We start from the raw sequence: 24,590 nt of genomic DNA on the forward strand, positions 1-24,590 counted from the left end.
TAGCGAATTTCTCTGTTCTACTTTTAAAAGTATAAATATTACAGTGACCTTAAACTTCTTTATAATTCTTATCTAGACTTTCATTATATCAAATTTTCCCAAAACAATTAACATATCCTATAAAGTCACGATATTAATTTCCCTTAATTTAAAGCAATAAGGAGACCCTTTATAAAAAGTTAATTTTTTATAAAGGGTCTTCTTATTAAAAACAATAGATAAGTTTTAGACTTTTTTGCTTGAGCAATTTGTTGCTACTATTTCATTTCAATCTCCCAATTTCCATTCATCTCAAATTCAGGCCATGATAATTTAATTTTAGCTTTATCAATATCTTTATCAAACTCTATTTTCATTATGGCTTTGTTCCCTTCAAATTCACTATACATTTTTTTAATATCTCCACTATAGAAGTCAAATGTTCTTATATTTATATTCTTATTCTCCATAGTATTTAAATCAAATTCTATTTCAGCAGATGTTGGAGATGTTCTTTTAATACTTTTAGCCACAACTTTTTGCATCTTAAAATCAATTTCTTTGTTTAAGGCTATCTCACCTTCTTTAGGAATATTAATATTAAAAGAGTCAAATTCTTTTTCATAGTATGCAATAACTGAAGGAATTTTTAATGTTAGATTTTTATCCTTTGGAGCATCTGTTTCAAATATGGTCACAGGTGTACCTTTTGAATCTTCTGGAACTTTAAGCTCATATTTATTATTATTTTCATCAAATACATATATTTTATCTGTTTCAGCATTTTTAGCACTACTATTTATGCCTTTTGAACCTAAATTTTCATATTCGGATATTAGTTTTGATTCATTTGGTCTACCAAAGCGAGATAATTTTAAATCCTTATCTTCAAGTGAGGTAACAATTTGAAGATTTGTTTTTCGATTTTTATCCACTAACTTAGCCCCTATGTTTACACCTTTCATACCATTTTTTCCAGAGTTATCAGTATAAATTTTACCGCTTAAATTTAATTTGTTAGCTTTTTCTAAGGAAATGTCATAAGACTTTTCTCCAATTATAAGCTTAAAGTCCTTAAAAGGCTTTATATTATAGTTTTTCTCTGTCTTATTAGCAAAACTAAAGAAGTGCTTTCCTTTTTCTATAGAGTATCCTACAGGATGATATACTGTATTAGTATCATCTTTAGATATAACACTTATAGCTTCCATATCTAGCTCACTTTCATTTAAGCCACTTAACTCCATCTCTAACACTCTATCTGAGACCATTACACTTTCCAATTTAATTTTATCGTCTAATTTATAACTTTCTTTAAGATAATAACCATCACCATCGACAATAGTTGAGTATATTGGTGTCTTATTTAAAAACGATTTTAAGGCTTCAGAAATTTCACTTGCATATACAGTAGATATACTTAGAATACCTATACATGCAGCAGCTATATATGGTAGTTTTTCTTTTTTAATTTTTTTATTACCATTTAGTTTTTTATAAGCCTTTTCTTTTATTGATTTCATATCTACTTCAGTCCCCTCTAATAATTTATCAATTTCTTGGTCAATTAAATCATCATCAAAACTATTTAATAATTCAATTAATTTTTCTTCCTTCATCATCTAATACCTCCAGTATAGTTTTTCTCCCCCTAAAAAGCCTATTATCTATAGCTGACCTAGATAACTTAAAGCACTTAGCCAAATCACTTATTTTTTCGTTGAAAAAATATCTTCTAAAAAATATTTCTCTATCTATTTTGTTAAATGAATTGATAGTATCTATAACCTTTTCTTGATCTTGTCTTAAGACTACTTGTTTCTCTAGCTCATACTCATCTTTTACTTCCAATTTGTCAATATAGACTACATTCTCTAATTTATTTTTTCGTTTATATGTAAGAGCCTTATACTTTGTTAGAATTAATATCCATGTTCTAAAATTTCCTTTTTCGTCTTTGAATTCGTCAATTTTGAGCCAGGTATCTAACAAGACATCTGATACACACTCTTCTATATCTTCTTTTTTAAATGATTGATGTAAAATATTATATGCTAAACAGTAAATCGTTTTGGTATATTTATTTATTAAATAATCATAGGCAAGTAAGTCTTTATTTTTTATTCCTTCTACAAGTTCTGTTTCTGAATATTCCAATTTATTCACATCCTCATATATATTACTACGCACTCATGTTTACTTTTCTCTCAAAACTTTAAATCATTTTTTCATGACAAAAAATAAAAAAGAAGATGTAGTCATTTAGAAGACATACATCTACTCTATAAAATTCTACCCTAACTATTTTACTTACTTCAAAACTTTACTTAAGAATCTTCCAGTGTGAGATTCTTCTACTTTACATATTTCTTCTGGTGTACCTATTGCAACTATAGTTCCACCCTTATCTCCACCTTCTGGACCTAGGTCTATTATATAATCTGATGTCTTTATAACGTCAAGATTGTGTTCTATAACCACTACGGCATTTCCTGCATCTACTAATCTATTTAATACTTTTATAAGTCTATGAATATCTGCTATATGAAGTCCAGTCGTAGGTTCATCTAATATATATATAGTTTTACCTGTACTTCTTTTACTTAGTTCAGTAGCTAACTTTATTCTTTGTGCCTCTCCACCTGATAATTGTGTAGATGGTTGACCTAGCTTTATATATCCTAGTCCTACTTCATACATAGTTTGAAGTTTTCTTTTTATATTAGGAATACTATCAAAAAATTCTAGAGCTTCTTCTACAGTCATATCTAACACATCTGATATAGTTTTTCCTTTGTATCTTACTTGTAGTGTCTCTCTATTATATCTACTACCTTTACACACTTCACATGGTACATATACGTCAGGTAGGAAGTGCATTTCTATTTTTATAATTCCGTCACCACTACAAGATTCACATCTTCCACCTTTTACATTAAAACTAAATCTACCTTTTTTATATCCTCTAGCTTTTGCTTCAGGTGTCATTGCAAATACATCTCTTATAAGATCAAACATTCCAGTATAAGTAGCTGGATTTGATCTTGGAGTTCTTCCTATCGGTGACTGATCTATATCTATTATTTTATCTATATTTTCTATACCTTTTATCTCTTTATGTTTACCTGGTCTATTCTTGCTTTTATGAAGCACTTGAGCTATTCCCTTATGGAGTATTTCATTTATAAGTGTACTCTTTCCAGATCCTGATACCCCTGTTATGGATGTAAATACTCCTAAAGGTATTTTCACATCTATATTTTTTAGGTTGTTTTCACTTGCTCCTATTACTTCTAACCAATTTTCTTTTGGCTTTCTTCTTTCTTCTGGAGTCTCAATTTTCTTTCTACCACTTAAATATTGTCCTGTTATAGAATTCTCGTTATTTTTTATATCATCTAGATTTCCCTGTGCAACTATATATCCGCCATGAACCCCTGCTCCTGGTCCTATATCTACTATATGATCCGCTGCATACATTGTATCTTCATCATGTTCTACCACTATTAGTGTATTTCCCAAGCTTGTAAGATTTCTAAGAGTTTTTAATAATCTGTCATTATCTCTTTGATGAAGTCCTATACTTGGTTCATCTAGTACATAAAGTACCCCTACTAAACTAGCTCCTATTTGAGTAGCAAGTCTAATTCTTTGAGCTTCTCCTCCCGAAAGAGTCCCTGCGTTTCTTGATAGTGTAAGATAATCTAGTCCAACATCTATTAAAAAAGTTAATCTTTCTCTTATTTCTTTTAGTATCTGTTTAGCTATAATTTCTTGTTTTTCTGTTAGTTTTAAATTTTCTATAAATTCTAACGCCTTTCTTACTGAGTATTCAGTAAATTCAGTTATATTTATTCCACTTATCTTCACCGCTAAACTCTCAGGTCTTAATCTATTCCCACTACAAGTCGGACAAGACTTAACGCTCATAAAACCTTCTATTTTGTCTCTCATCTGTTCAGATGATGTCTCTCCATATCTTCTTTCTAAATTTGAAATTACTCCTTCAAATGTACCCTCAAATGTTCTCCAGCCACTAAATCTACTATCAAACTCAAACTTCACTTTTCTATATCCAGTTCCGTATAAAATTTCATCTATAAGTTCCTTTGGTGCTTCTTTTATAGGAGTATCTAAGTCAAATTTATAATAGTCTGCTATTGCTTTAAACATCTGAAAATAATAAGTTTCCTCTGAAGTACTCGCAAACGGAGCTATAGTCCCTTCATTTATAGATAAATTTTCATTCGGTATAACTAGTTCTGGATCCACTTTCATGTGGCTTCCTAGACCATTACAACTAGAGCACATTCCAAATGGGCTATTGAATGAAAACATTCTTGGTGATATTTCATCTATGCCTATTCCACAGTCTGAGCATGCAAATTTTTGGCTAAAAAGCAACTCTTCTTTATCTATAACTTCTATTATTGCAATTCCATCAGATAGTTTTAATACTGTTTCAAGAGAATCTGTAAGTCTTTTTTCTATTCCCTCTTTTACTATTATTCTATCTACTACTACCTCTATATTGTGCTTTTTATTCTTTTCTAACTTTATTTCTTCTCCTAAGTCTCTAGTCTCTCCATCTATTCTAACTCTTACAAATCCTTCTTTTTTTACATTCTCAAGAACTTTTACATGCTCACCTTTTCTTCCTCTAATTATTGGAGATAACAGTTGTATTCTACTACCTTCTTCTAATTCCAGTATTTGATCTACCATTTGATCTATAGTTTGGGAAGTTATTTCCTTTCCGCATTTATAGCAGTGTGGAGTTCCTACCCTAGCAAATAGTAGTCTTAGATAGTCATATATTTCTGTTACTGTTCCCACTGTTGATCTTGGATTTTTACTTGTAGTTTTTTGGTCTATAGATATCGCTGGGGATAAGCCCTCTATATATTCTACATCTGGTTTCTCCATAAGTCCTAAGAATTGTCTAGCATATGCAGAGAGACTCTCCACATATCGTCTCTGTCCTTCTGCATATATAGTATCAAATGCTAGTGATGATTTTCCTGATCCACTTAATCCCGTAAATACTATGAACTTATCTCTTGGAATCTCTAAATCTACATTTTTAAGATTATGTTCCTTAGCTCCTTTTACTATAATTTTATCTTTAAGCATTAATGTCGCCTCACTTTATCAATTATATCAAGAACATTAGTTCGTATGTCATGTCTTTATTTTATACTTATTTATAAAATAATTCAATCTCTATTTAAAATAATTTTTTATCTTAATCTAACTTACCTCTAAGTTCCTCTATTTTATCTCTAAGTTCGGCGGCTCTCTCAAATTGTAAACTTTCTGCAGCTTCCATCATTTCAATTTCTAAGTTAGCTATAGTAGTTTTGATTTCTTCTTCTGATAGTTTAGTTTTAGTATCTACTCCATATTTCTCAACTTCTTCTGCTACCTTAGTTGCTTCTATAACATCTCTTACTCCTTTTTGAATAGTTTTAGGAACTATTCCATGTTCTTCGTTATACTCCATTTGTATTATTCTTCTTCTATTAGTTTCATTTATTGCTCTGTCCATTGAATTTGTAATCTTATCTGCATACATTATTACTTTCCCGTTTGAATTTCTTGCTGCTCTTCCTATGGTCTGTACCATTGAAGTCTCTGACCTTAAAAATCCTTCTTTATCTGCATCTAGTATAGCTACTAAAGAAACTTCTGGTATATCTAGTCCTTCTCTTAAAAGGTTTATTCCTATTAACACATCAAACTTTCCTAACCTTAAGTCTCTTATTATTTCCATACGTTCTATTGTTTTAATATCTGAGTGAAGATATTTTCCCTTTATTCCGATTTCTTTGAAATAATTAGCTAAATCTTCAGACATCTTTTTAGTTAGTGTAGTTATTAATACTCTTTCATCTTTTTCTACTCTCAAGTTAATTTCTTTTATCAAATCATCTATTTGATTTTTAGTTCCCCTTACATCTATTATTGGATCTAACAGCCCCGTAGGTCTTATAATCTGTTCTACTGTTCTTTGTGTATGTTCTATTTCATAAGGCCCTGGGGTAGCACTTACATATAGTATTTGATTTATATGATTTTCAAATTCATCAAATTTCAGTGGTCTATTGTCTAGTGCGGATGGTAGTCTGAATCCATAATCCACAAGGGTATTTTTTCTTGATCTATCTCCTGCATACATTCCTCTTATTTGTGGCAAGGTTACATGTGACTCATCTATTATCATAAGATAGTCTTCTGGAAAGTAATCTATTAGTGTGTAAGGCTTACTTCCAGGTGGTCTAGAGCTTATATGTCTAGAGTAGTTTTCTATACCTTGACAGAATCCCATTTCCCTAAGCATTTCTATATCATACATTGTTCTTTGTTTTAATCTTTGTGCCTCTACTAGCTTATCCTGACTTTCTAATTCTTTAAGTCTTTCTTCCAGTTCTTCTTCTATACCTTTTATAGCTACTTCAATTTTATCTTGAGATGTAACGAAGTGAGATGCTGGAAATATCGATACGTGATTTCTAACACCTATTATCTCCCCAGTAAGATAATTTACCTCTGTTATTCTATCTATCTCATCCCCAAAGAACTCTACTCTTATAGTGTTTTCATCAGATGATGCCGGAAATATCTCTATTATATCTCCTTTAACTCTAAATGTTCCCCTTGTAAAGTTTATATCATTTCTTTCATACTGAATATCTATTAACTTTCTTACAACCTCATCCCTATCTTTTTCCATGCCAGGTCTTATTGACAGCACTAGGTTCTCATAGTCTATTGGGTCTCCCAGTCCATATATGCACGAAACACTAGCTACTATTATCACATCTTTACGTTCAAATAGTGATGCAGTTGCAGAGTGTCTTAATTTATCAATTTCATCATTTATAGACGCATCTTTTTCTATATAAGTATCCGTATGAGGTACATATGCTTCTGGTTGATAGTAGTCATAGTAACTTACGAAATACTCAACTGCATTATCTGGAAAGAATTCTTTGAACTCACTAGTTAATTGTGCAGCTAACGTTTTGTTATGAGCTATTACTATCGTAGGTTTTTGCACTTTTTCTATTATGTTTGCCATCGTAAAGGTTTTACCCGATCCTGTAACCCCTAGTAGGGTTTGATGTTTGGTTCCTTCGAATATTCCATTGCTCAGTTTTTCTATAGCCTGAGGTTGATCTCCTGTTGGGCTATATTCTGATTTTATTTTAAATTTGTTCATTAATATCACCTATTCTTTCTAATGTTGAGTTTAAAGTAAAATATGATATAATTACTTTATTGATTTTTTGGTTATAATAACATTAGTTCGTACATATTATTATTAATTATATGTTTTAGATTAATACTATACAAGCTAATTATATTATAAAAGTTGGGAGAGATTTTAGTGAAAAAAACTATAGCAATATTGTCTATAGCATTAACTCTGACATCCTGTGCTCCAAATAAACTAAAAAACACTGTTAACAACTTTGATACTAACTCAGAGTCGTTAAAGGAGGTTCCAGTAAACTTTGCTATAAAGAAAAGTATTCTCTCTAAGGGTTATCAGTCCACATCACCTAATGTAGAGGTAACTAATAGTAAAGGAAAGGTTCTTTCATTTTTAGTTAATTTAGGAATTGTAGAATGTAATAACGTTAAAATAGATAAAATTACTAGGTCCAACAATGAAATAAATATATATACTAGCAAAGTTACCGAAGATAAACAACTCGACATATATGTTCCTCAATTTCTAGTACAAGTGGATAATATTGATAACATAGTTTTAGATGATTTGAAATTTAACATAGTTAATACTAATTATGAACCTTTAATTCTGAATTATGATATGAAAGAGGCTACTAACAATATTAAAGCTCAGTTTGGAATTGTTTCTAAATATGTTTCTGATAGTAACCTTGTAAGAGAGAATGAAAAACTTTATTGGCATATTTCGATTTTTAATGCATTGAAGAAAGATGATCCTCTTTCTCCCTTAATTAATTTTAGTGGTAAAGTTGATGTAGACTCTGGAGCTATTATTGATTCTGAATCTAAAGTTGTATCTACAGTCATAGATAAAGGTACTATATTAGACTTCAAGAGTGATAAATTCATAGTTTATTCGCAAAAGAATTCAGTTGATAATGTAAGCAAGGAATCTATATGGATATATGATATTTTAAATAATACTAAAAATCAACTATATAATACAAAAAATTCTATCTCAAGTGCAAAGATAAGTCCTGACTTTAAACAAATTGCTTTTATAGAAAACAATAAAGATAAGTCTGATGTATTTATTATTAATCTTGATGACAGTTCAGTGAAAAAAGCTTCTGACTCAAAGTATAGACATGCATTTGCCATGAGCTGGAACGGTACAAATCTTTATATTACCGATAACACTAAGACTGATTCCTCTTCTGTTATACTCTATAATGGAGACACTAATGAAAGTAACTTTTTATTTTCAGTAGATAAAACTATATCTAGTATTGATATTTATAACGATAAATTTTTACTTAGTACTTTTGATAAAGACGTTCAGGATTCTAACTTATATTTGACTAGTGATGGAAGTAACTTAACTAAAATAGATAAGGGTCTAAATGGAATGTTTTTCAAGGATAATATTGTGTATAAGAAATACGAAAAAAAGGAAGATTCTAACAAGCTATGGATGTATAATTTGAATACTAAAAAGACATCACAATTATTTGATGGTGACGTCTTTAGCTTCTTTACTAAGGATGATTCTATTTTTCTTAAAACTAAACTTAAGGGTGACTCAAGATATTCATTGGTATCATATAATATAACTGACAATTCAAGTAATGTTATACTAAAAAATATTGATGACTTTTTCTTTTACGATAACTCTAGCAACAAAGTATATATAAATATCGAATCACCTATTAATACCTCAAAAAATAATATAATACACTTATTAAATAATGATGCTTTACAAGCTAGCGAATAGGTTATTCTTTAATAACTTTTTCGTTAGCTTGTAAATTTTTAAATATTTTTGAATTATTCCCCTGTCTTCTTCTAGGTGAAATACCAAGTTAGAATACTTGTTTACTACTAATAAACCTAGGCTAGACGCATCTTTTTTCTTTCCTTTATGCTGCTTTATTATAAGGTTTCCTTTATTATCATAATACTCTACTATAATACTTCTCGGCTCTGATAATAAAACATAAATTATATCTTTTCTATCGTATACATTTTTTCCATTTATAGATTTTAGTATATTTCCAGGTTTTATATTTAACTTTTCTCCTATACTCTTAGGCATAACGTCTAATACCCTTATTCCATTATCTACTGGAGTGAATACGGGTTCACCCTTTTGATCTTTCTTTTTACTAATATGTATTATAAGCTCGTGAGCTATAGGTGCATATAATGCAACTATTACTTCAAAACCATGTATCTTATTTGCCACAATAGATAATATAAGTAAGCTGATACTAAATATCACTAGAGCCTTAGCTGACTCTTTTGCTTTTTCTTCTGGATATTGGGTTACAGCACTATCTCCATATCCTAAAACAGCTATTATTCCTGTCATAAAGTATGTAATATTGTTTCCCATTATATCTATGCTTAGTAGAGGCCACCATGTAGGCATATGCAAAGTATTTACAGACGTGTCCATACTAGTCGCTACAAGTATAGTAAATGGAACTGCCCAATACTTAGTCATAGTAAAGCCTCCAACTACAGTTCCATTTCGTTCTATGAACATAGGTATCTTAGACTTAGAACCATCTATTAATATAAGAAGACTTTCTACTAAGTGCAGTATAGCTATAACAGCCATTAAGTTAGGAACATTAATCTTTGTATACCCTGTAAATATACTTACTAAAGAAATTAACCCTCCTGAGTAAGATAAGCATATAAACCTTGGGTGTATAAGCATAAGTATTATTGACACTATCAGTACATAACTAAAGTCACTTTTTTCTATAGTAATTCCTAGCCATAAGATTAATAAGCTTCCTATTATTCCACCCAGGATCCCCCATACAATTGATGTAAATACCCTGCTATATGTAGTTTGTTTATTTATACCTATAATCTTTTTTTCCAGCTTTCCTATATTTTTATATTGAATAAATAAAATTATAACTACGACTAAAGATATTTCGGATTTTATACAGCCTAATATATTTAATACCAGGATATTAATTAACTGTATAAACTGTTCCACCTCATCACCTCGATTAACTAGCTATATTCATAGAATTTAAAATCGCTATCAAATTTTTAGAGATAGCGATTTTATTTATTATTTATTTAATTTTACTTTTTACTACTTCTAGAGCTTTTTTAAGCTGTGTATCTTCTTTTAAATTTTCAGGTCCTATTTGCTCTATATCTTCTGGTAGCTTAACTACTATATCTGGCTCTACACCTTTTTTATGAATACTTCTTCCATTTGGTGTGAAGTATTGGGATACTGTAAGTTTAATTCCCGTTCCATCTGATAATGGTTTTACAGTCTGAACTATACCCTTTCCAAAAGTTTTAGTTCCTACTATAGTTCCTTCTTTAGTATCCTGTATTGCTGCTGCTAATATTTCAGATGCACTGGCACTTTCCTCGTTTACTACTATTGCTAAAGGCAACCCTAATTTTTTGCTATCTGATTTTATATATTTTCTTTCCTTATCTCTAGTTTCTGTATATACTATAGTTCCTTCTCCCATCAGCTCATCCGCTATTTCAGCACATATTTCTAAAATGCCTCCAGGATTGTATCTAAGGTCTATCACTAATCCTTCTATTCCTTGTTTCTTTAATTTTTTTATTTCTTTTTTAAAATCATCTGCAGTTATTTCATCGAATGAACTTATATTTATATAACCTATATTATCTTCTAGTACTTGTGACTCTACGGTATTCATTCTTATTTTTTCTCTTTTTATTTCTTTCTCTATATATTGTTCTTTTTTATTTTCATCCAATCTAAGAATTGTGACTTTTACTGTAGTTCCAGGTTCCCCTCTCATTGCTTTTACAATTTCTTCTCTCATAATCATAGGATTGCTATAGTCGCTAGGCTTATATTCTTTTTCATTTACCTTTACAATCTTATCTCCTCTTTTAAGTCCTGCTTTTTCAGAAGGGCCTCCCTCTATTGTCTTTTCTATTGTTAAAAGATTATCTTCACCTAGTTTAACTACTATACCTATACCTCCAAAAGTTCCTTCTGTATGCTCCATGAAACTTTTGAACTCTTCTTTATTCATATATACTGAATAAGGATCTTTTATAGCTTCAAACATTCCTTTCAGTTGACCATCTTCTAACTTTTTTTCATCTATCTTTTCTATATAATTTTCTTCTATGAATTCTTCTAGTGCAACTGCCTTTGACTGCTTCTCATATACATCCACTAAAGCCTCATATTCTTTTCTACTAACTATTAATTTATCTTTTATAGGTATTTGAATAGCATTACTAATCATAAATGTTGATACACTGGTTACCAATACTAGTGTGGCCGCTCCTAGTGCGACTTTTCTTTTAGATATCATTTTTTCACCTCAGTAGTAGTCTGTAGTCTATTATATTAATTTCATATTATCATTATACCAATTAAAATACCAGTCAATATTCTTCTTGTTAATATCATAAAAAACATATTCTAACATTATAATTGTTGACAAAAAAATAAGGGTATATACCCTTATTTTTATCTAACCCAAGGTACTGGATTTACATAAGCACCATTTTTTCTCACTTCGAAGTGAAGATGTGGTCCTGTTGAATATCCTGTACTTCCTGCCTTTGCTATTACTTGTCCTTTAGTTACTTTTTGCCCTACACTTACTAGTAACGTGGAGTTATGAGCATATAAAGTTGCTATTACTCCATCATGGTCGATTATTACTGCGTTTCCATATCCACCTAAACTTCCTGAATGTTGTACTACTCCATCTGAAGCAGCTACTATAGGTGTTCCTGTTGGAGCAGGTATATCTATACCCGTATGCATTTTTTGAGTTCCAAATATAGGATGGACTCTAGTTCCAAAAGGTGAACTTATTGTACTATATCCTGGTACTGGCCAAACCATACCACTCGCAGAAACTGTTACATCTCCACTTGCTACACTTCCACCACCACTACTTCCTCGTGCTGCTGCAGCTTCTCTTTGCTTCTGTGCTATTATATTAGTTAAATTATTTGCCTGATTTGTTAGTTCATCATATTCTTGTTCCATTCTAGCAGTGTCTGATTCTAATTTACTCATCAGACCTTCTTTAGCTCTTGTAGCAACAGTTAATTCACTTTTCTTAGCTTCTACTTCTCTTTTTACTGATGCCACGTTTATTTGCTGAACTTCTAACTTTTTCTTTTTTTCCTCTATATTATCTCTTTCAGCCTTCATATATTCTAATAATTCAGTATCATTTTTCACTATGGTTTTAACCATGTCTAGCCTTGTGAAAAAATCTCTTATATCTTCAGATCCTAATAGAACTTCTATGTATCCTATGTTTCCATTTTTATACATAACCCTTAATCTAGTTCCAAATGCTTCATTCTTTTTAGCTAAATTTTCTTCTGACTTTTTTAATTCTGTCTTAGTAATTGCTATATCATTATTCAGATTATTAAGCTCTGCTTCTACTTTAGAGAGCTCAGTATTAGTCTTAGTTATCTGTCCACTTAATTGCTCTATTTCCTGAGCAACAGTATTCATTTGCTTTTTATTTTTATCTATCTCCGTCTGTATAGCTTTTTTTTGCTTATTTGTATCGTTAAGTTTTTGTTGTTCATTATTTGCATACGATATTGCACTACCAGCAAATACTGAAAAAGCTAGCAGCGAGCATACTATTCTTTTCTTCATATAGTTTTCTCCTTTGCTATTTTATCCTCATTTATTTTATACCTTTAAGAACTTTCTAAGTGATAATATACTTCCAAGCATTCCTATACCCACTCCCATTGATATAAATATGATTATTATATCTATAGTCAATAGTTTTGGAGATATCATATATATTGTAAATATATCATATAGGTTATTATTTACAGCCGAGAATATATATTTATATCCGTATATAACCATAAATATGGATAATACAGATCCTACAAATCCTAATAGTACACCTTCTATTATAAATGGACCCCTTATAAATCCATTTGTTGCTCCAACATATTTCATTATACTTATTTCTCTTTGTCGAGCCGCAACTGTAATTTTTATAGTATTAGATATTATAAATACTGATATCAGAAGTAGTATTACTATAAGGATAATACCACCTATTCTAACAGAACTAGCAACGCTAATAAGCTTATCCATTATATCTTTATAGTATATTACATCGTCAATTCCATTTAAGTTCTTTATTTCTTTAACTGCACTATCTGCTTTCTCTAGCTCGTCTAAATATACGATATATGAATTTTGAAATGGGTTTTTGTCTAACCCATCAAGCATATCGCCTTTCTCCTCAAGTCTTTCTTTCATATTTTCAAGTGCTTTATCTTTAGTTTCTAATTGTACTTCTGATATTCCATCTATTTTTTCTATTGCTTGTCCTAAACTTTGTATCTGCTTTTGATTTAAATCATCCGAAAGATATATCTGAATTTGATCAAACTGTTCTTTCGTTGTATTAGCCATATTATTTATATTTAATATCAATATAAGTATCATTCCAAGTATTACCAAGGTGGCGCTAACTGATCCAACAGATGCAATGCTCATGTTTTTACTACGACAAATGCTCTGAATACTTTGCTTAGTCATAGTCTTAAACAGTCTAAGAATCATAACCGTACACACCCTTCTCTTCGTCTCTTACAATCTTTCCTCCATCTAACGCTATAACCCTTCTTTTCATAAAGTTTACTATCTCTTTAGCATGAGTGGCCATTATCACGGTAGTTCCTTTTATATTTATGTCTTTTATTAATTTCATAATCTCCCATGCTGTATCTGGATCCAAATTTCCTGTAGGTTCATCAGCAATAAGTATAGAGGGATTATTCACTATAGCCCTAGCTATTGAAACTCTTTGTTGTTCTCCTCCTGATAATTGGTTAGGATAACTTTTCTCCTTCCCTTCTAGCCCAACCATGCTCAGTACAGCTGGAACTTGTCTTCTTATTTCTCTTGGAGACGCTCCTATAATTTCTTTTGCAAATGCTACATTTTCAAATACTGTTTTATTTGGTAGCAATCTAAAATCCTGAAATATAACTCCTAAATTTCTTCGTATGTATGGTATATTTCTACCTTTTACTTTAGTTATATCAATATTATTTAATTTTATTTTACCCTTTGTAGGTTCTTCTTCTTTCATCAGTAGTTTAATAAGTGTAGACTTTCCAGCTCCACTTGACCCTACTACGAAAACAAATTCACCTTTTTTTACTCTTACATTTATATTTGATAGTGCATGAACACCATTTTTATACTCTTTATTGACGTTTATATATTCTATCACTATTTCATCTCCTATTCAACATCACCTATCTCAAGTTTAATCTCTAAATATCATTATACATTATTATAATACTTTTTTGTTACAGTTTTGTAACTTTAAATTCACACTATATAACCAGTTACAGTTTATATTCTTCCTTTTGCTATAGAATCCTCTTGTTTTTCTATAATTATGAGAATAATCGAGCATATTATATCATTAACAAAAACTCAACTACATGACATATTACTTTTTTAGTATATTTTTGCAATTTATAAAATCTTAAAGCAAATATGTTTCCTTCTATACTGAATCAAATATATATTCATAAGATAACTTTGAAAATCATAGTCCTATATTGATTTTATCTGTTTATTATTGGTTAATATTCTAAACAAAGTGTTGCTCTTTAGCTTCTTTTTTTATATTTATTATATTTTTTTCCTTTCTTCATAATTCGTTCATAAATACTTTGTATAATTATATTGTAAAGAAATAATAAAGGAGGAGTCTTTTATGTTTTGTAGCGGTTTTGGCCCTTCAGGCTTAGGTGGCTCATGGATGTTTTTTGCTATGGGAATTAGGCTGTTAGCGTTTGTAGGTTTAGTTTTTCTTTCTTTTAAACTGTTTAAAAAATATACTGATAACTCTAATCATACAATGAAAATACTTGATGAAAAGTTTGCTAGTGGAGAAATAAGCGAAGAAGAATATTTAAAGAGAAAATCAATTCTTTCTCAAAAAGACTAGGGATTTATATGCCCTAGTTTTTTTAATATTTAATAAATTTTGATAATTTTGTAATTATAATATTATGAGGTGATATATTTGGGTAATAAATTTAAAGTTTTAGTGGTAGATGATGAACCAAAGATATTAGATGTAGTTAAAGCATATCTTGAAAAAGAAAATTTTGAAGTACTTACTGCAATGGACGGTAAAACCGCACTTAATATATTTAATAAAGAAACTATTCATATCATAATTCTTGACCTAATGCTTCCAGAGCTATCTGGTGAAGAAGTATGTCGTAACATACGCTCTTCTTCCAGTGTTCCGATCATTATGCTCACTGCTAAAGTTGATGAAGATGAACGAATAGAGGGAATATCTATCGGCGCTGATGACTACTTAACTAAACCTTTTAGTGTAAGAGAACTTATAGTAAGAATACGAGCTTTAATACGAAGAACATATAAAAACACTTTGCCTATGGCTGATATTTTAACATTTGATCATGGAAATCTAGAATTTGATGTGAAAAGTATGGTAGCAAAAAAACATGGAGAATTTATAAGTTTAACGACAAATGAGTTTAAAGTTCTAACAGTTCTACTTACAAATCCTAATCAGGTACTTTCAAGAGAGCAATTGATAGATAAAGCTTTTGGAGTTGATTATGAAGCTTTTGATAGAACAGTAGACACATATATTAAAAATATCCGTCACAAGATAGAAGATAATCCAAAAGATCCAAAGTATATACTAACGGTTTATGGAATTGGATATAAATTTATTTCAAGCCCTAATGAGGTCAAGTAATGAAAATATCTTTAATGAAAAAATTATCCTTAGGATTTCTTCTAGCAGTTTTAGGTTCTATCATCTTAACAAGCTTTATATCAAATTATATAGTAGATAGAAAATTCAAAGATTACTTAATAGATGAACATAACACCAAAATAAAGAATGCAGTAAAAATCATTAATGATTTATACGATAGTCAAAGTGGATTTTCTGATATGAGCAAAGAAGAGGTACAAAGATATGCACAGTTACAAGATTTATATATTCAAGTTATAGACTCGAGCAACAACATTATCTACTCTTCAGGTAGTGCTCACTTGCGTCATAAAAAAATGATGGGAGATATGATGAATCCTATGATGCACGGATCATCTAAGATGGAAGTTGGTAACTATACAGAAGATAAGTATCCACTACTCATAGCCAATAAGAAAGTAGGTTCTATAATCATCGGTTATTTTGGAACTTCTTACTTATCTTCTGCTTCAGTTACTTTCATGAGTACCTTAAATAATTCTTTTATATTATCTGGTATCATAGCTTTAATCTTCGGTCTCATAATCAGTATAGTTATTTCAAGACAGATTTCAAAACCACTCGTTAAGATAACTGAAACAGCAAATAAAGTGAGATCTGGAAATCTTGAAGTTAGAGCTATATTCAACACAAATACCAAAGAAATATATGAGCTATCTAATTCTATTAATTATCTAGCTGAAACTTTAAATAAGCAAGAAATGCTTAGAAAAAAGCTAACTTCTGATATGGCTCATGAGTTAAGAACTCCATTAACCACACTAAAAACGCATATCGAAGCTTTTATTGATGGCGTATGGAGTCCTACTCCTGAAAGGTTTGAAGCCTTTTATGAAGAAATAGAAAGGCTAACAAAAATGGTAGATAATATTCGTAATCTAGCAAAGCTAGAGCAGGCTAACCTAAATTTAAATAAGAGTAAAATCAATATTTCTAGTGAATTAGAAAATATTATTGATACTTTTAAACCTCTATATGTTAAAAAGAATTATAAATTAATTAGCTTTATAGAGCCTAGTTTAGAATCAATAGTAGATCGAGATAAGTTTAAGCAAATTATGTATAACCTAATTATTAATTCTTATAATTATCTAAAGCCAAATGGAAAAGTAGAAGTTATACTAAAAAAAGAAAAACAAAATATTGTAATTAAAGTTGTTGATAATGGCATAGGAATTTCTGAAGATGACTTACCCTTTATATTTGAACGTTTTTATAGAAGTGATTTGTCTCGTAATAAAAACACTGGTGGTTCTGGTATAGGGCTTACTATTACAAAAGCTTTTGTTGAAGCTCATGGTGGAAAAATATATGTGGAAAGTAAGATAAACCATGGTACCACTTTTACAGTTGAAATTCCAGATATATTGTCTTAATTAAAAAACCAGAACTAATGTAAAATACATTAGTTCTGGTTTTTTGAATTATCTTCCCATCATAGAATTATGCATTTTAATCATTTCTTCTCTGCTTATAGAGTTCATCATATTAGCCCTATCTTTGTATCCTCTATTTCTCATACCTTCTATCATATTTTCATATTGCTCATCAGTCATATTGTTCATAAATTTATTCATTTCATTAAAGTCCCTACTCCCTGTAACTTTAGAGCTATTTTCAAAATTGCAATTTTTATAAAAGTTATTATTTTCATTTGTATTATTTTTATTTGCATATACAGCAGTTACCGATCCTATAGTTAATATAGCTATAGTCATTATTGCTAAAAGTCTTTTTTTCATTTACAATCTCTCCTTTTCCCAATTTATTTCATTATCTATTTATATGATACTCTGAGTTTGTGGAGGAATTATGAATATATCTATCTTAATTCAAATTACTAAATCATTAATATGATATTTAAAACACTCCTAAGGTTTAACTGAGATAATAATTTAACTAAAGATATCTTCCTATTTTTTAAATTTTTACTTAAGTTTTATGTAATTGTTAACTCTTAAAATCTAATAATTTATATCATCTTTTATAGTTATTTACTCATTCTATAGAGAATAGAATTAATTAATATGACTTTAATTAGACTATAGTATCTTCATACAATTAACATATATTTTTTATATAATTTTATTAAATTGTTGAATAACTATTTTTACCAATATTGAGATAAAAGCTTATTTTAATTTACTATAAAACTTTCAAGAAGTTTATAATACATAAAATATTAATACTTTCCTGCTTTATTTTACCTAGATTTAGTTATTCAACAAGTCAACTTTTATTTCTAAATATATAGGGGGAATTTTATGGATATTAAGGTAGAAAAGATTAAGGTTTATGGAATGACATGTCCATCTTGCGAAAATAGGATTGAAAAAGTTATAAAAAAGCTAGATGGAGTCTTAAGTGTAAAAGCTAGTTATAGTTATCAATTTGTTGAAGTTGAATATGTTGATGGACTATGTAGGTTAGAGCAAATTAAAACTTATATCGAGAATGCTGGATATACTACACAAAATTCGGGTAGTTACAAATTTGTTGGAATTCTTGTAATAGTAGCTGCTATAGCACTCCTTGGATTAAATACTAGTGGGTTTGACATGGAAGAGAAACTTAGTAATGCCTCCTTTGTGGTGATTTTCGCGATCGGAGTCCTCACTTCAATTCACTGTATAGGAATGTGCGGTGGTATTATGATTTCTCAAAGTTTGTCAACAGAAAGTACAAACAAATTTGAAGCTATTAAGCCATCTCTTTTATATAATCTAGGAAGAGTTATATCTTATACTATTATTGGTGGAATAATAGGTGCTCTTGGTTCAGTTTTTTCTTTTTCAATTGTAACAAAAGCTGCTATACAAATATTTGCTGGTATATTCATGATTATTATGGGATTAAACATGTCAGGGTTTAGTATGTTCAGAAGATTTCATATCAAACTACCAAATTTTTTATGCAGAACTAAAACTAATTCTACATCTCCATTTATTGTTGGTTTTTTTAATGGTCTCATGCCTTGTGGTCCACTTCAAACTATGCAGCTTTTCGTTTTAGGTACAGGCAGTGCAGCAAAAGGTGCTTTATCGATGTTCATTTTTTCCATGGGAACCGTGCCTCTCATGTTAACATTTGGTGCACTTTCAGGTCTTTTAAGTAAAGGAAATACTAAAAAAATTCTTAAATTTAGTGGTGTTCTTATAATCATTCTTGGCTTAATTATGGGCAATAGAGGATTTGTTCTAGCAGGTATAGATATCAATCCTTTGTCATCAATTAGAAGTAAATCTGGTAACCTTCTATTTGGAAATCCTAATAATTCTTCTAGTTCAGACGTAGCTAAGGCTACTATAGAAAATGGTGTTCAAATTATAAATATGACTGCTGATAATAATGGTTTTTCTCCTAATGCTTTTTATGTTCAGAAAGGAATTCCCGTTAAGTGGATAATAGATGGTAAGGAACTTACTTCGTGTAATAATGCTATTGTGATACAATCCTTAAATAAAGAACAAAAAATAAAGAGTGGAGAAAATATTATAGAGTTCAATCCAGGTGATAAAGATATAAATTTCAGCTGTTGGATGGGTATGTTAAGAGGAGTAATAAAAGTTGTAGATGATCTTGATGCTATTGATATATCAAAACCAGATCCGTCACTACCTCCTGCGAGTAAAAGCCCAAGCTGTTGTGCAAGTCCTGTTGACGAAAGCTCTGATTCTGAACCTTCTAATGAACCTAGTATTTATGGTGATGATACATCTCAGGTTCCAACTGAAAAATTTATTAGTAAAGCTTCCACTCTTGGGAAATATTATAGTGCTGAATTTAAGGGTATTGGATATGAATTTCAGCCACTATTAATAGTTACTGACTATAAGTTAAAGACAAAACTTTTTTTCAATTTAGATGATTTTGATAATATTGGAGGAGAGTACTTAATTGTAGATACAGTCACTGGGGAAGAGGTTAATTCCTTTAATTCTGAAAATAAAGTAAGCGAGATAGAACTTACTCCTGACAAGGCTGGTGTTTATGCTGTATTAAACCCTAACGGTATTCTAGGCATAATTGAAGTTGTTGATGATTTAAGTACAGTTGATTTAGAAGAAATGAGGGATAAATATATTAAGAAATAGATATTAAATATAATAAAAGAGAAGAATATGATAAAAATCATAAAGACTTCTCTTTTATTATTCTTTAGTTATTTATTTTTATTAACTGTCTTCTTGTTAACGTTAGGTGACTTATTTAAATCGCAACAATCAAGTCTACCAGTACCAAAAGACTGGTTATTTTGCTCTTCAATTTTTTTTAAGAAATTTTTTAAAAATTGTTTTATTTTTTTCATAGTATATTCCCCTTTTGAAACTTATTTTGAAATATCTATACTTCTTCATATATATTATACATAAATGTTATGTAGATAGTATGTAGAATTATTAATTAGTTTAACTCACTGTATTAACTAAATTTAATTATTTGTGGAAAAGTTAAATATAAAGATTTCAATAGAAAGGAGTTATCATCTATGAGAACTTCTAATCGTTTTGTGAAACAAATATGTAAATGAAAAGTCATAAAGAGAAGAATCATATATAACATTTCTTCTCTTTACTTCTAATCATGCTCTATTAACTATAAGATAGTTTTTATTAGAGATTTAATCTAATATAACTATTTCTTCTGTTTTTTCAATATCTTCTCTCAAAGCATTTCCTACTGCACAAAGCTCATCAACTAATTTTAAATATTCTCTTATTTCTTCTTTTGTATTTGTAGTTTTTATTTTATAAATTATATGAATACTTTTGACAGACTTTGCTGGAATTTTAGTTTCTCCTACAAATCCTTTATCTTCAGCTTCTGCACTAATTTCTATAGATAAGTTTTCAAAATTTATATTTCTAAATCTAGATAGAGAAACAAAAGATAACAGCTTACATCCTGCTAATGCATTTATTAACATTTCTCCAGGTGTCATACCTCTATCTTCTTTTGACACATCCATAATTAGATTGTGATCTCTTGATATAGATTGGACTGTTAGTCCATCTTTATATGTCGCTACACACTTCATACAACCATCTCCTTAGTAAAATTAAATACTTTTCTTCATTTAAATAGTGTAAACTATTAGTTGAATAAACAACACATGTTGTTTATAATAAATATATATAATTATTTTATTATTTACAATGGTTAAAAAGTATATAGTGTTGTTTAAACAACATATCATAACATTTGTATAAAAAGGAGTGATAACTAAGTGGCTGTCTTAAAAGAAGATCCCCGTATTCTTAGAACAAAAAAACTTATTATAGATGCTTTTATTTCTCTAGTAAAAGAGAAAGATTTTCATAGCATATCCATAAAAGATATAACAAATTTAGCCAATATTAACCGTTCCACCTTTTATAGTCATTTCTCAGATAAGTATATTCTACTTGAAAAAATAGTAGATCAAATGATGTTCCATAAAAAATTTGAGCAAGTTGTAGATAAAGAAGATCTGGATTCAGATACCCTTAGACTTTTAGTTTATTCATTTTGTGACTTTGCTGATGAATCAAAAGAAACTTTTAAACATAATTATAATACTGTAATTGCCTTAACAGAAGAAAGAGTTAAACGTATAGTCGTTAATATAATCGTAACCTTTTTAAAGTCTAAGGACAGAGAACAAAATATAATGATTGCAACTATGCTTGCTTCTTCTATTTGCAGTGCTTCGTGTTTATGGATTAACGAAAATAAAAAAGTTCCAATTGAGACTTTCTTTGATCAAATACATCCTTTTCTTATGGGTGCTATAAAGGAGATAATTTAAACTGCTGTGTTAATTTATCTTTTATTAAGCTTTGCTTTAATTTAGTGTTGATATTTGATTACTTTCTGAAAGTTAGGTTGTGATGTAGGTATAAGCAGTTATGGAAGTTAAAGAAATAAGGTTCTCTAAAGATAAAGTATATCCTTATTGCAAATGTGAAGTATTTTTTGCCTATTCATATAAAGGAACCAAAGCAGTCTATATATTTAATTTATATTTTCAATGGAGTTATAATCCACATACTATGTATAATAAGAATATAAACTAATGAATAATTGTATTCTAATTATTTGTTGATGATTTATATAATAGGAGGTATTTACTTGAACAATAATAAAGATAATGACCTTTCTAAATATCTTGTCATTGGAATGATAATTGGTTTATTTGTAGGTGTTGTTTTTTCGATAATTATGAGAAATAACACTTTCTTTGCAATAAGTGGTACAGGTTTTGGTCTAATATTTGGTTTACTAATTGCAAATATTATATGGTGTTTAAAAAAGTGGACAAGTTAATCTGTCCACTTTTAGTATGCTCATATATTAACATTGATTTAAAGCGGAGCCTTTTATTAAAATTAATAACCTCTAATTAATAAATCCTTATTATGATAGGTATTAATATGACATTTTCAATAATATACTTTTAATAATTTAATATTTATTATCACAGCAGTTTTTAAAGTTTACTCCTTTTTAAAGTAAACTTTAAAAACTGTTCCTTCTCCTTCTCCGCTTTCCATTTCTATTCTTGCATAGTGAAGTTGTAATATGCTTTTTACAACAGTTAATCCTATACCACTGCCCTCTATTTGATTTCTACTTTTATCGCCTCTATAAAGTCTTTCAAATATAAAAGGACTATCTTCTTTCTTAATTCCAATGCCATTGTCTTTAACTTTTACAATAATGTTTTTATCACTTTCATATAAATCTATCATTACTTTCCCATTTTTTTCAGTAAACTTTAAAGCATTAGATAGAAGGTTTATAAAGACTTGTTTCAATTTATCTCTATCTCCAGTTATAATATAATTATTCATTTGGTTCTCTATCTTATAGTCTAGTTCTACATCTCCACTTTTTGCTATCATATAGAATTCATTATATATATCCATCATTAGTTCAGATAATGATATTTTTTCAAAATGAAGATTAATACTTTCAGATTCAAACTCTTTTAGTTCATTTAAATTATTTAATAGTTTACCAAATCTAACTACCTCTTCATTGAGATAGTTTAATCTTTCTGATGTTACAGGAAATATTCCATCTATCATAGCTTCGAGATTATTTTGGAGTATATTTAGAGGTGTTCTTATCTCATGTGAAATATCAGAAACTAACTGTCTTCTTAGCATATCCTGACATCTTAGTTTCTCAGCTAGTATATTAATACTATTCCTTAAGTCTTCTAATTCTTTAATATTACTCTTTACATTAGACTGTGTATAAAATTCGCCTTTGGATAAATTTACAGACATATTAATAACATCACTCATGGGAATCGATAGTTGTCTTGAAAAATAAAGGCTTACTATAGTAATTATTATTAAAGCTAGAAATCCACTTATAATAATACTTTTATTTATAGAGACTTTAAAATTTATATCCTCTTCTGATAACAGTATAGGCGAGTACTGTCCAACATCCACATATCCCACTATCTTTCCATCTGATTTAATCTCAAATGTTTTTACATTGTAAATACCCTTATCTTTCACTACCATAGTATTTAGGTGCTTATTATTTTTTATATCTTTAGGATCCATTCCCCATATAAAGTTTTTATCTATATCCATGAGTGTTAAACAATAATTACCCATATAAGCTTCATGTGCTAGCTCTACTCCAGAATCATTAGTCCATTTCCCTTCTCTTTTATACACTTCCTCAAAATAAGAAACTATTCTTTCATATCTTTTATTCTGATTCTCAATCATATACCTATTAAACTTATTATTTATTGTTATATTTACGAACAATATAATTAAGAGTATTGCTATAATTGAACATGTGAAAAATATAATACTAAGTTTCTTTCTAATTGTTTGCAATTAATCCTCACCACCAAATTTGTATCCTACTTTCATAACAGTAATAATATATTTAGGATTTTTAGTATCTTCTTCTATCTTTTTACGTATGTTTTTTATATGTACATCAATCGTTCTATCATATCCATCAAAGTCCATTCCGAAGACTTGCTCTATTAATTGCTCTCTTGTTAAAACTCTACCTTTATTTCTTTTAAGTTCATATAGTATATCAAATTCACTAGGTGTAAATGGTATCTCTTTATTATTTATCTTTACTGTTCTCTCATTATAATCAATAGTCAGTCTTCCATCATGAGAAATTGAATCTGATCTTGCATTCATGTCTAATCTTCTAAAAAGAGCATTCACTCTTGCCGTTAATTCCCTTGGACTGAATGGCTTAACCAAGTATTCATCTGCTCCCATATTTAAACCCTCTATTCTTTCATCTAATGTTCCTTTTGCAGTTAACATAAATATATGTACACCTGAACTCTCACGTATTTTTTTGCATATATCCTCCCCACTAATATCTGGTAACATCAAGTCAAGTATTACTAATTTAAAATCTATTGATTTAAAAAGTTTTATTCCATCTAATCCTCTTTTAGCACAATGTACTTTATACTTCTCTTTTTCAAGATAGGCTTTTAAAACTTCTGATACACTTTCCTCATCTTCAATGATTAAAATATTTTTCATATTTTTCACCCCAATATATTATATCAATTTTATTTAAATTCTTTATGAAAATTAATAAAAGTCT

21 protein-coding genes are annotated in these 24,590 nt (G+C 29.3%); 7 read left to right on the forward strand and 14 right to left on the reverse strand.

Going from position 1 to position 24,590, the window contains the following annotated elements:
• Positions 1-257 precede the first annotated feature (257 nt).
• The 4 genes from CURI_RS10270 to uvrB all read right to left on the reverse strand — a co-directional run bounded on the left by CURI_RS10270 (position 258) and on the right by uvrB (position 7,201).
• The gene (locus CURI_RS10270) at positions 258-1,598 is read right to left on the reverse strand and encodes a hypothetical protein (RefSeq protein WP_014968190.1); all 1,341 of its coding nucleotides are present in this window, start codon (positions 1,596-1,598) and stop codon (positions 258-260) included.
• Positions 1,576-2,145, reverse strand: a complete 570-nt coding sequence (locus tag CURI_RS10275) for a sigma-70 family RNA polymerase sigma factor (protein WP_420805119.1) — start codon at positions 2,143-2,145, stop codon at positions 1,576-1,578. The genes CURI_RS10270 and CURI_RS10275 overlap by 23 nt, the downstream gene beginning before the upstream one ends.
• 144 nt (positions 2,146-2,289) lie before the next feature.
• Positions 2,290-5,112, reverse strand: a complete 2,823-nt coding sequence (gene uvrA / locus CURI_RS10280) for an excinuclease ABC subunit UvrA (RefSeq protein ID WP_014968192.1) — start codon at positions 5,110-5,112, stop codon at positions 2,290-2,292.
• A gap of 112 nt (positions 5,113-5,224) precedes the next feature.
• Entirely contained in the window at positions 5,225-7,201 is a 1,977-nt protein-coding gene (uvrB, locus tag CURI_RS10285; RefSeq protein WP_014968193.1) for an excinuclease ABC subunit UvrB, read from the reverse strand.
• A 168-nt stretch (positions 7,202-7,369) separates the two neighbouring features.
• Between uvrB and CURI_RS10290 the strand changes: the two genes are divergently transcribed.
• Complete coding sequence (locus tag CURI_RS10290) at positions 7,370-8,950, forward strand: beta-propeller domain-containing protein (protein ID WP_014968194.1); 1,581 nt, start codon at positions 7,370-7,372, stop codon at positions 8,948-8,950.
• Here CURI_RS10290 and CURI_RS10295 read toward each other — a convergent pair.
• From CURI_RS10295 to ftsE, 5 genes are all read right to left on the reverse strand, one after another.
• Positions 8,933-10,192, reverse strand: a complete 1,260-nt coding sequence (locus CURI_RS10295; RefSeq protein ID WP_014968195.1) for a PDZ/DHR/GLGF domain-containing protein — start codon at positions 10,190-10,192, stop codon at positions 8,933-8,935. The two genes, CURI_RS10290 and CURI_RS10295, sit on opposite strands and share 18 nt — an antisense overlap.
• Positions 10,193-10,274: 82 nt before the next feature.
• Positions 10,275-11,522 carry a S41 family peptidase gene (locus tag CURI_RS10300; RefSeq protein WP_014968196.1) on the reverse strand — a complete coding sequence of 416 codons (1,248 nt, stop codon included), beginning with the start codon at positions 11,520-11,522 and terminating at the stop codon, positions 10,275-10,277.
• 158 nt (positions 11,523-11,680) lie between these two features.
• Positions 11,681-12,844, reverse strand: a complete 1,164-nt coding sequence (locus tag CURI_RS10305; protein ID WP_014968197.1) for a murein hydrolase activator EnvC family protein — start codon at positions 12,842-12,844, stop codon at positions 11,681-11,683.
• Positions 12,845-12,880: 36 nt separating this feature from the next.
• Complete coding sequence (gene ftsX, locus CURI_RS10310) at positions 12,881-13,777, reverse strand: permease-like cell division protein FtsX (protein ID WP_014968198.1); 897 nt, start codon at positions 13,775-13,777, stop codon at positions 12,881-12,883.
• Positions 13,767-14,453 (reverse strand): cell division ATP-binding protein FtsE, encoded by a 687-nt coding sequence (gene ftsE / locus CURI_RS10315; protein ID WP_014968199.1) that lies wholly within the window; start codon positions 14,451-14,453, stop codon positions 13,767-13,769. Before ftsE ends, ftsX begins: the two co-directional genes overlap by 11 nt.
• Positions 14,454-14,948: 495 nt before the next feature.
• On the opposite strand from ftsE, the gene CURI_RS10320 reads away from it, so the two are divergent.
• The 3 genes from CURI_RS10320 to CURI_RS10330 all read left to right on the forward strand — a co-directional run bounded on the left by CURI_RS10320 (position 14,949) and on the right by CURI_RS10330 (position 17,371).
• On the forward strand, positions 14,949-15,182 hold the full coding sequence (locus CURI_RS10320; protein ID WP_014968200.1) for an SHOCT domain-containing protein: 234 nt from the start codon (positions 14,949-14,951) through the stop codon (positions 15,180-15,182).
• 78 nt (positions 15,183-15,260) lie between these two features.
• Positions 15,261-15,974 (forward strand): response regulator transcription factor, encoded by a 714-nt coding sequence (locus tag CURI_RS10325; protein ID WP_014968201.1) that lies wholly within the window; start codon positions 15,261-15,263, stop codon positions 15,972-15,974.
• On the forward strand, positions 15,974-17,371 hold the full coding sequence (locus CURI_RS10330) for a sensor histidine kinase (protein ID WP_014968202.1): 1,398 nt from the start codon (positions 15,974-15,976) through the stop codon (positions 17,369-17,371). The genes CURI_RS10325 and CURI_RS10330 overlap by 1 nt, the downstream gene beginning before the upstream one ends.
• Before the next feature lie 48 nt (positions 17,372-17,419).
• On the opposite strand, the gene CURI_RS10335 is transcribed toward CURI_RS10330, so the two are convergent.
• Complete coding sequence (locus CURI_RS10335) at positions 17,420-17,737, reverse strand: hypothetical protein (RefSeq protein WP_014968203.1); 318 nt, start codon at positions 17,735-17,737, stop codon at positions 17,420-17,422.
• A 522-nt stretch (positions 17,738-18,259) separates the two neighbouring features.
• Here CURI_RS10335 and CURI_RS10340 point away from each other — a divergent pair.
• Entirely contained in the window at positions 18,260-20,089 is a 1,830-nt protein-coding gene (locus CURI_RS10340) for an urease accessory protein UreH domain-containing protein (protein WP_014968204.1), read from the forward strand.
• Positions 20,090-20,157: 68 nt separating this feature from the next.
• Here CURI_RS10340 and CURI_RS15900 read toward each other — a convergent pair whose 3' ends face one another.
• Together CURI_RS15900 and CURI_RS10345 are read right to left on the reverse strand one after the other, a co-directional pair.
• Positions 20,158-20,304: an LDCC motif putative metal-binding protein gene (locus tag CURI_RS15900; protein WP_187287439.1), complete on the reverse strand. Its 147-nt coding sequence runs from the start codon at positions 20,302-20,304 to the stop codon at positions 20,158-20,160.
• A gap of 312 nt (positions 20,305-20,616) precedes the next feature.
• Positions 20,617-21,033, reverse strand: coding sequence for an OsmC family protein (locus CURI_RS10345; RefSeq protein ID WP_014968205.1), 417 nt, complete (start codon positions 21,031-21,033; stop codon positions 20,617-20,619).
• Positions 21,034-21,222: 189 nt separating this feature from the next.
• Here CURI_RS10345 and CURI_RS10350 point away from each other — a divergent pair, with 189 nt between their 5' ends.
• Positions 21,223-21,783 (forward strand): TetR/AcrR family transcriptional regulator, encoded by a 561-nt coding sequence (locus CURI_RS10350; protein WP_014968206.1) that lies wholly within the window; start codon positions 21,223-21,225, stop codon positions 21,781-21,783.
• A 323-nt stretch (positions 21,784-22,106) separates the two neighbouring features.
• A complete protein-coding gene (locus CURI_RS10355; RefSeq protein WP_014968208.1) occupies positions 22,107-22,301 on the forward strand; it encodes a hypothetical protein in 195 nt (64 codons plus the stop codon).
• A 170-nt stretch (positions 22,302-22,471) separates the two neighbouring features.
• Here the strand turns inward: CURI_RS10355 and CURI_RS10360 are convergent, their stop codons facing one another.
• The gene (locus CURI_RS10360; RefSeq protein WP_014968209.1) at positions 22,472-23,842 is read right to left on the reverse strand and encodes a sensor histidine kinase; all 1,371 of its coding nucleotides are present in this window, start codon (positions 23,840-23,842) and stop codon (positions 22,472-22,474) included.
• On the reverse strand, positions 23,843-24,526 hold the full coding sequence (locus CURI_RS10365) for a response regulator transcription factor (RefSeq protein ID WP_041701775.1): 684 nt from the start codon (positions 24,524-24,526) through the stop codon (positions 23,843-23,845).
• Positions 24,527-24,590: the final 64 nt, after the last annotated feature.

It is taken from the genome of Gottschalkia acidurici 9a (genome assembly GCF_000299355.1).
GTDB lineage: Bacteria > Bacillota > Clostridia > Tissierellales > Gottschalkiaceae > Gottschalkia > Gottschalkia acidurici.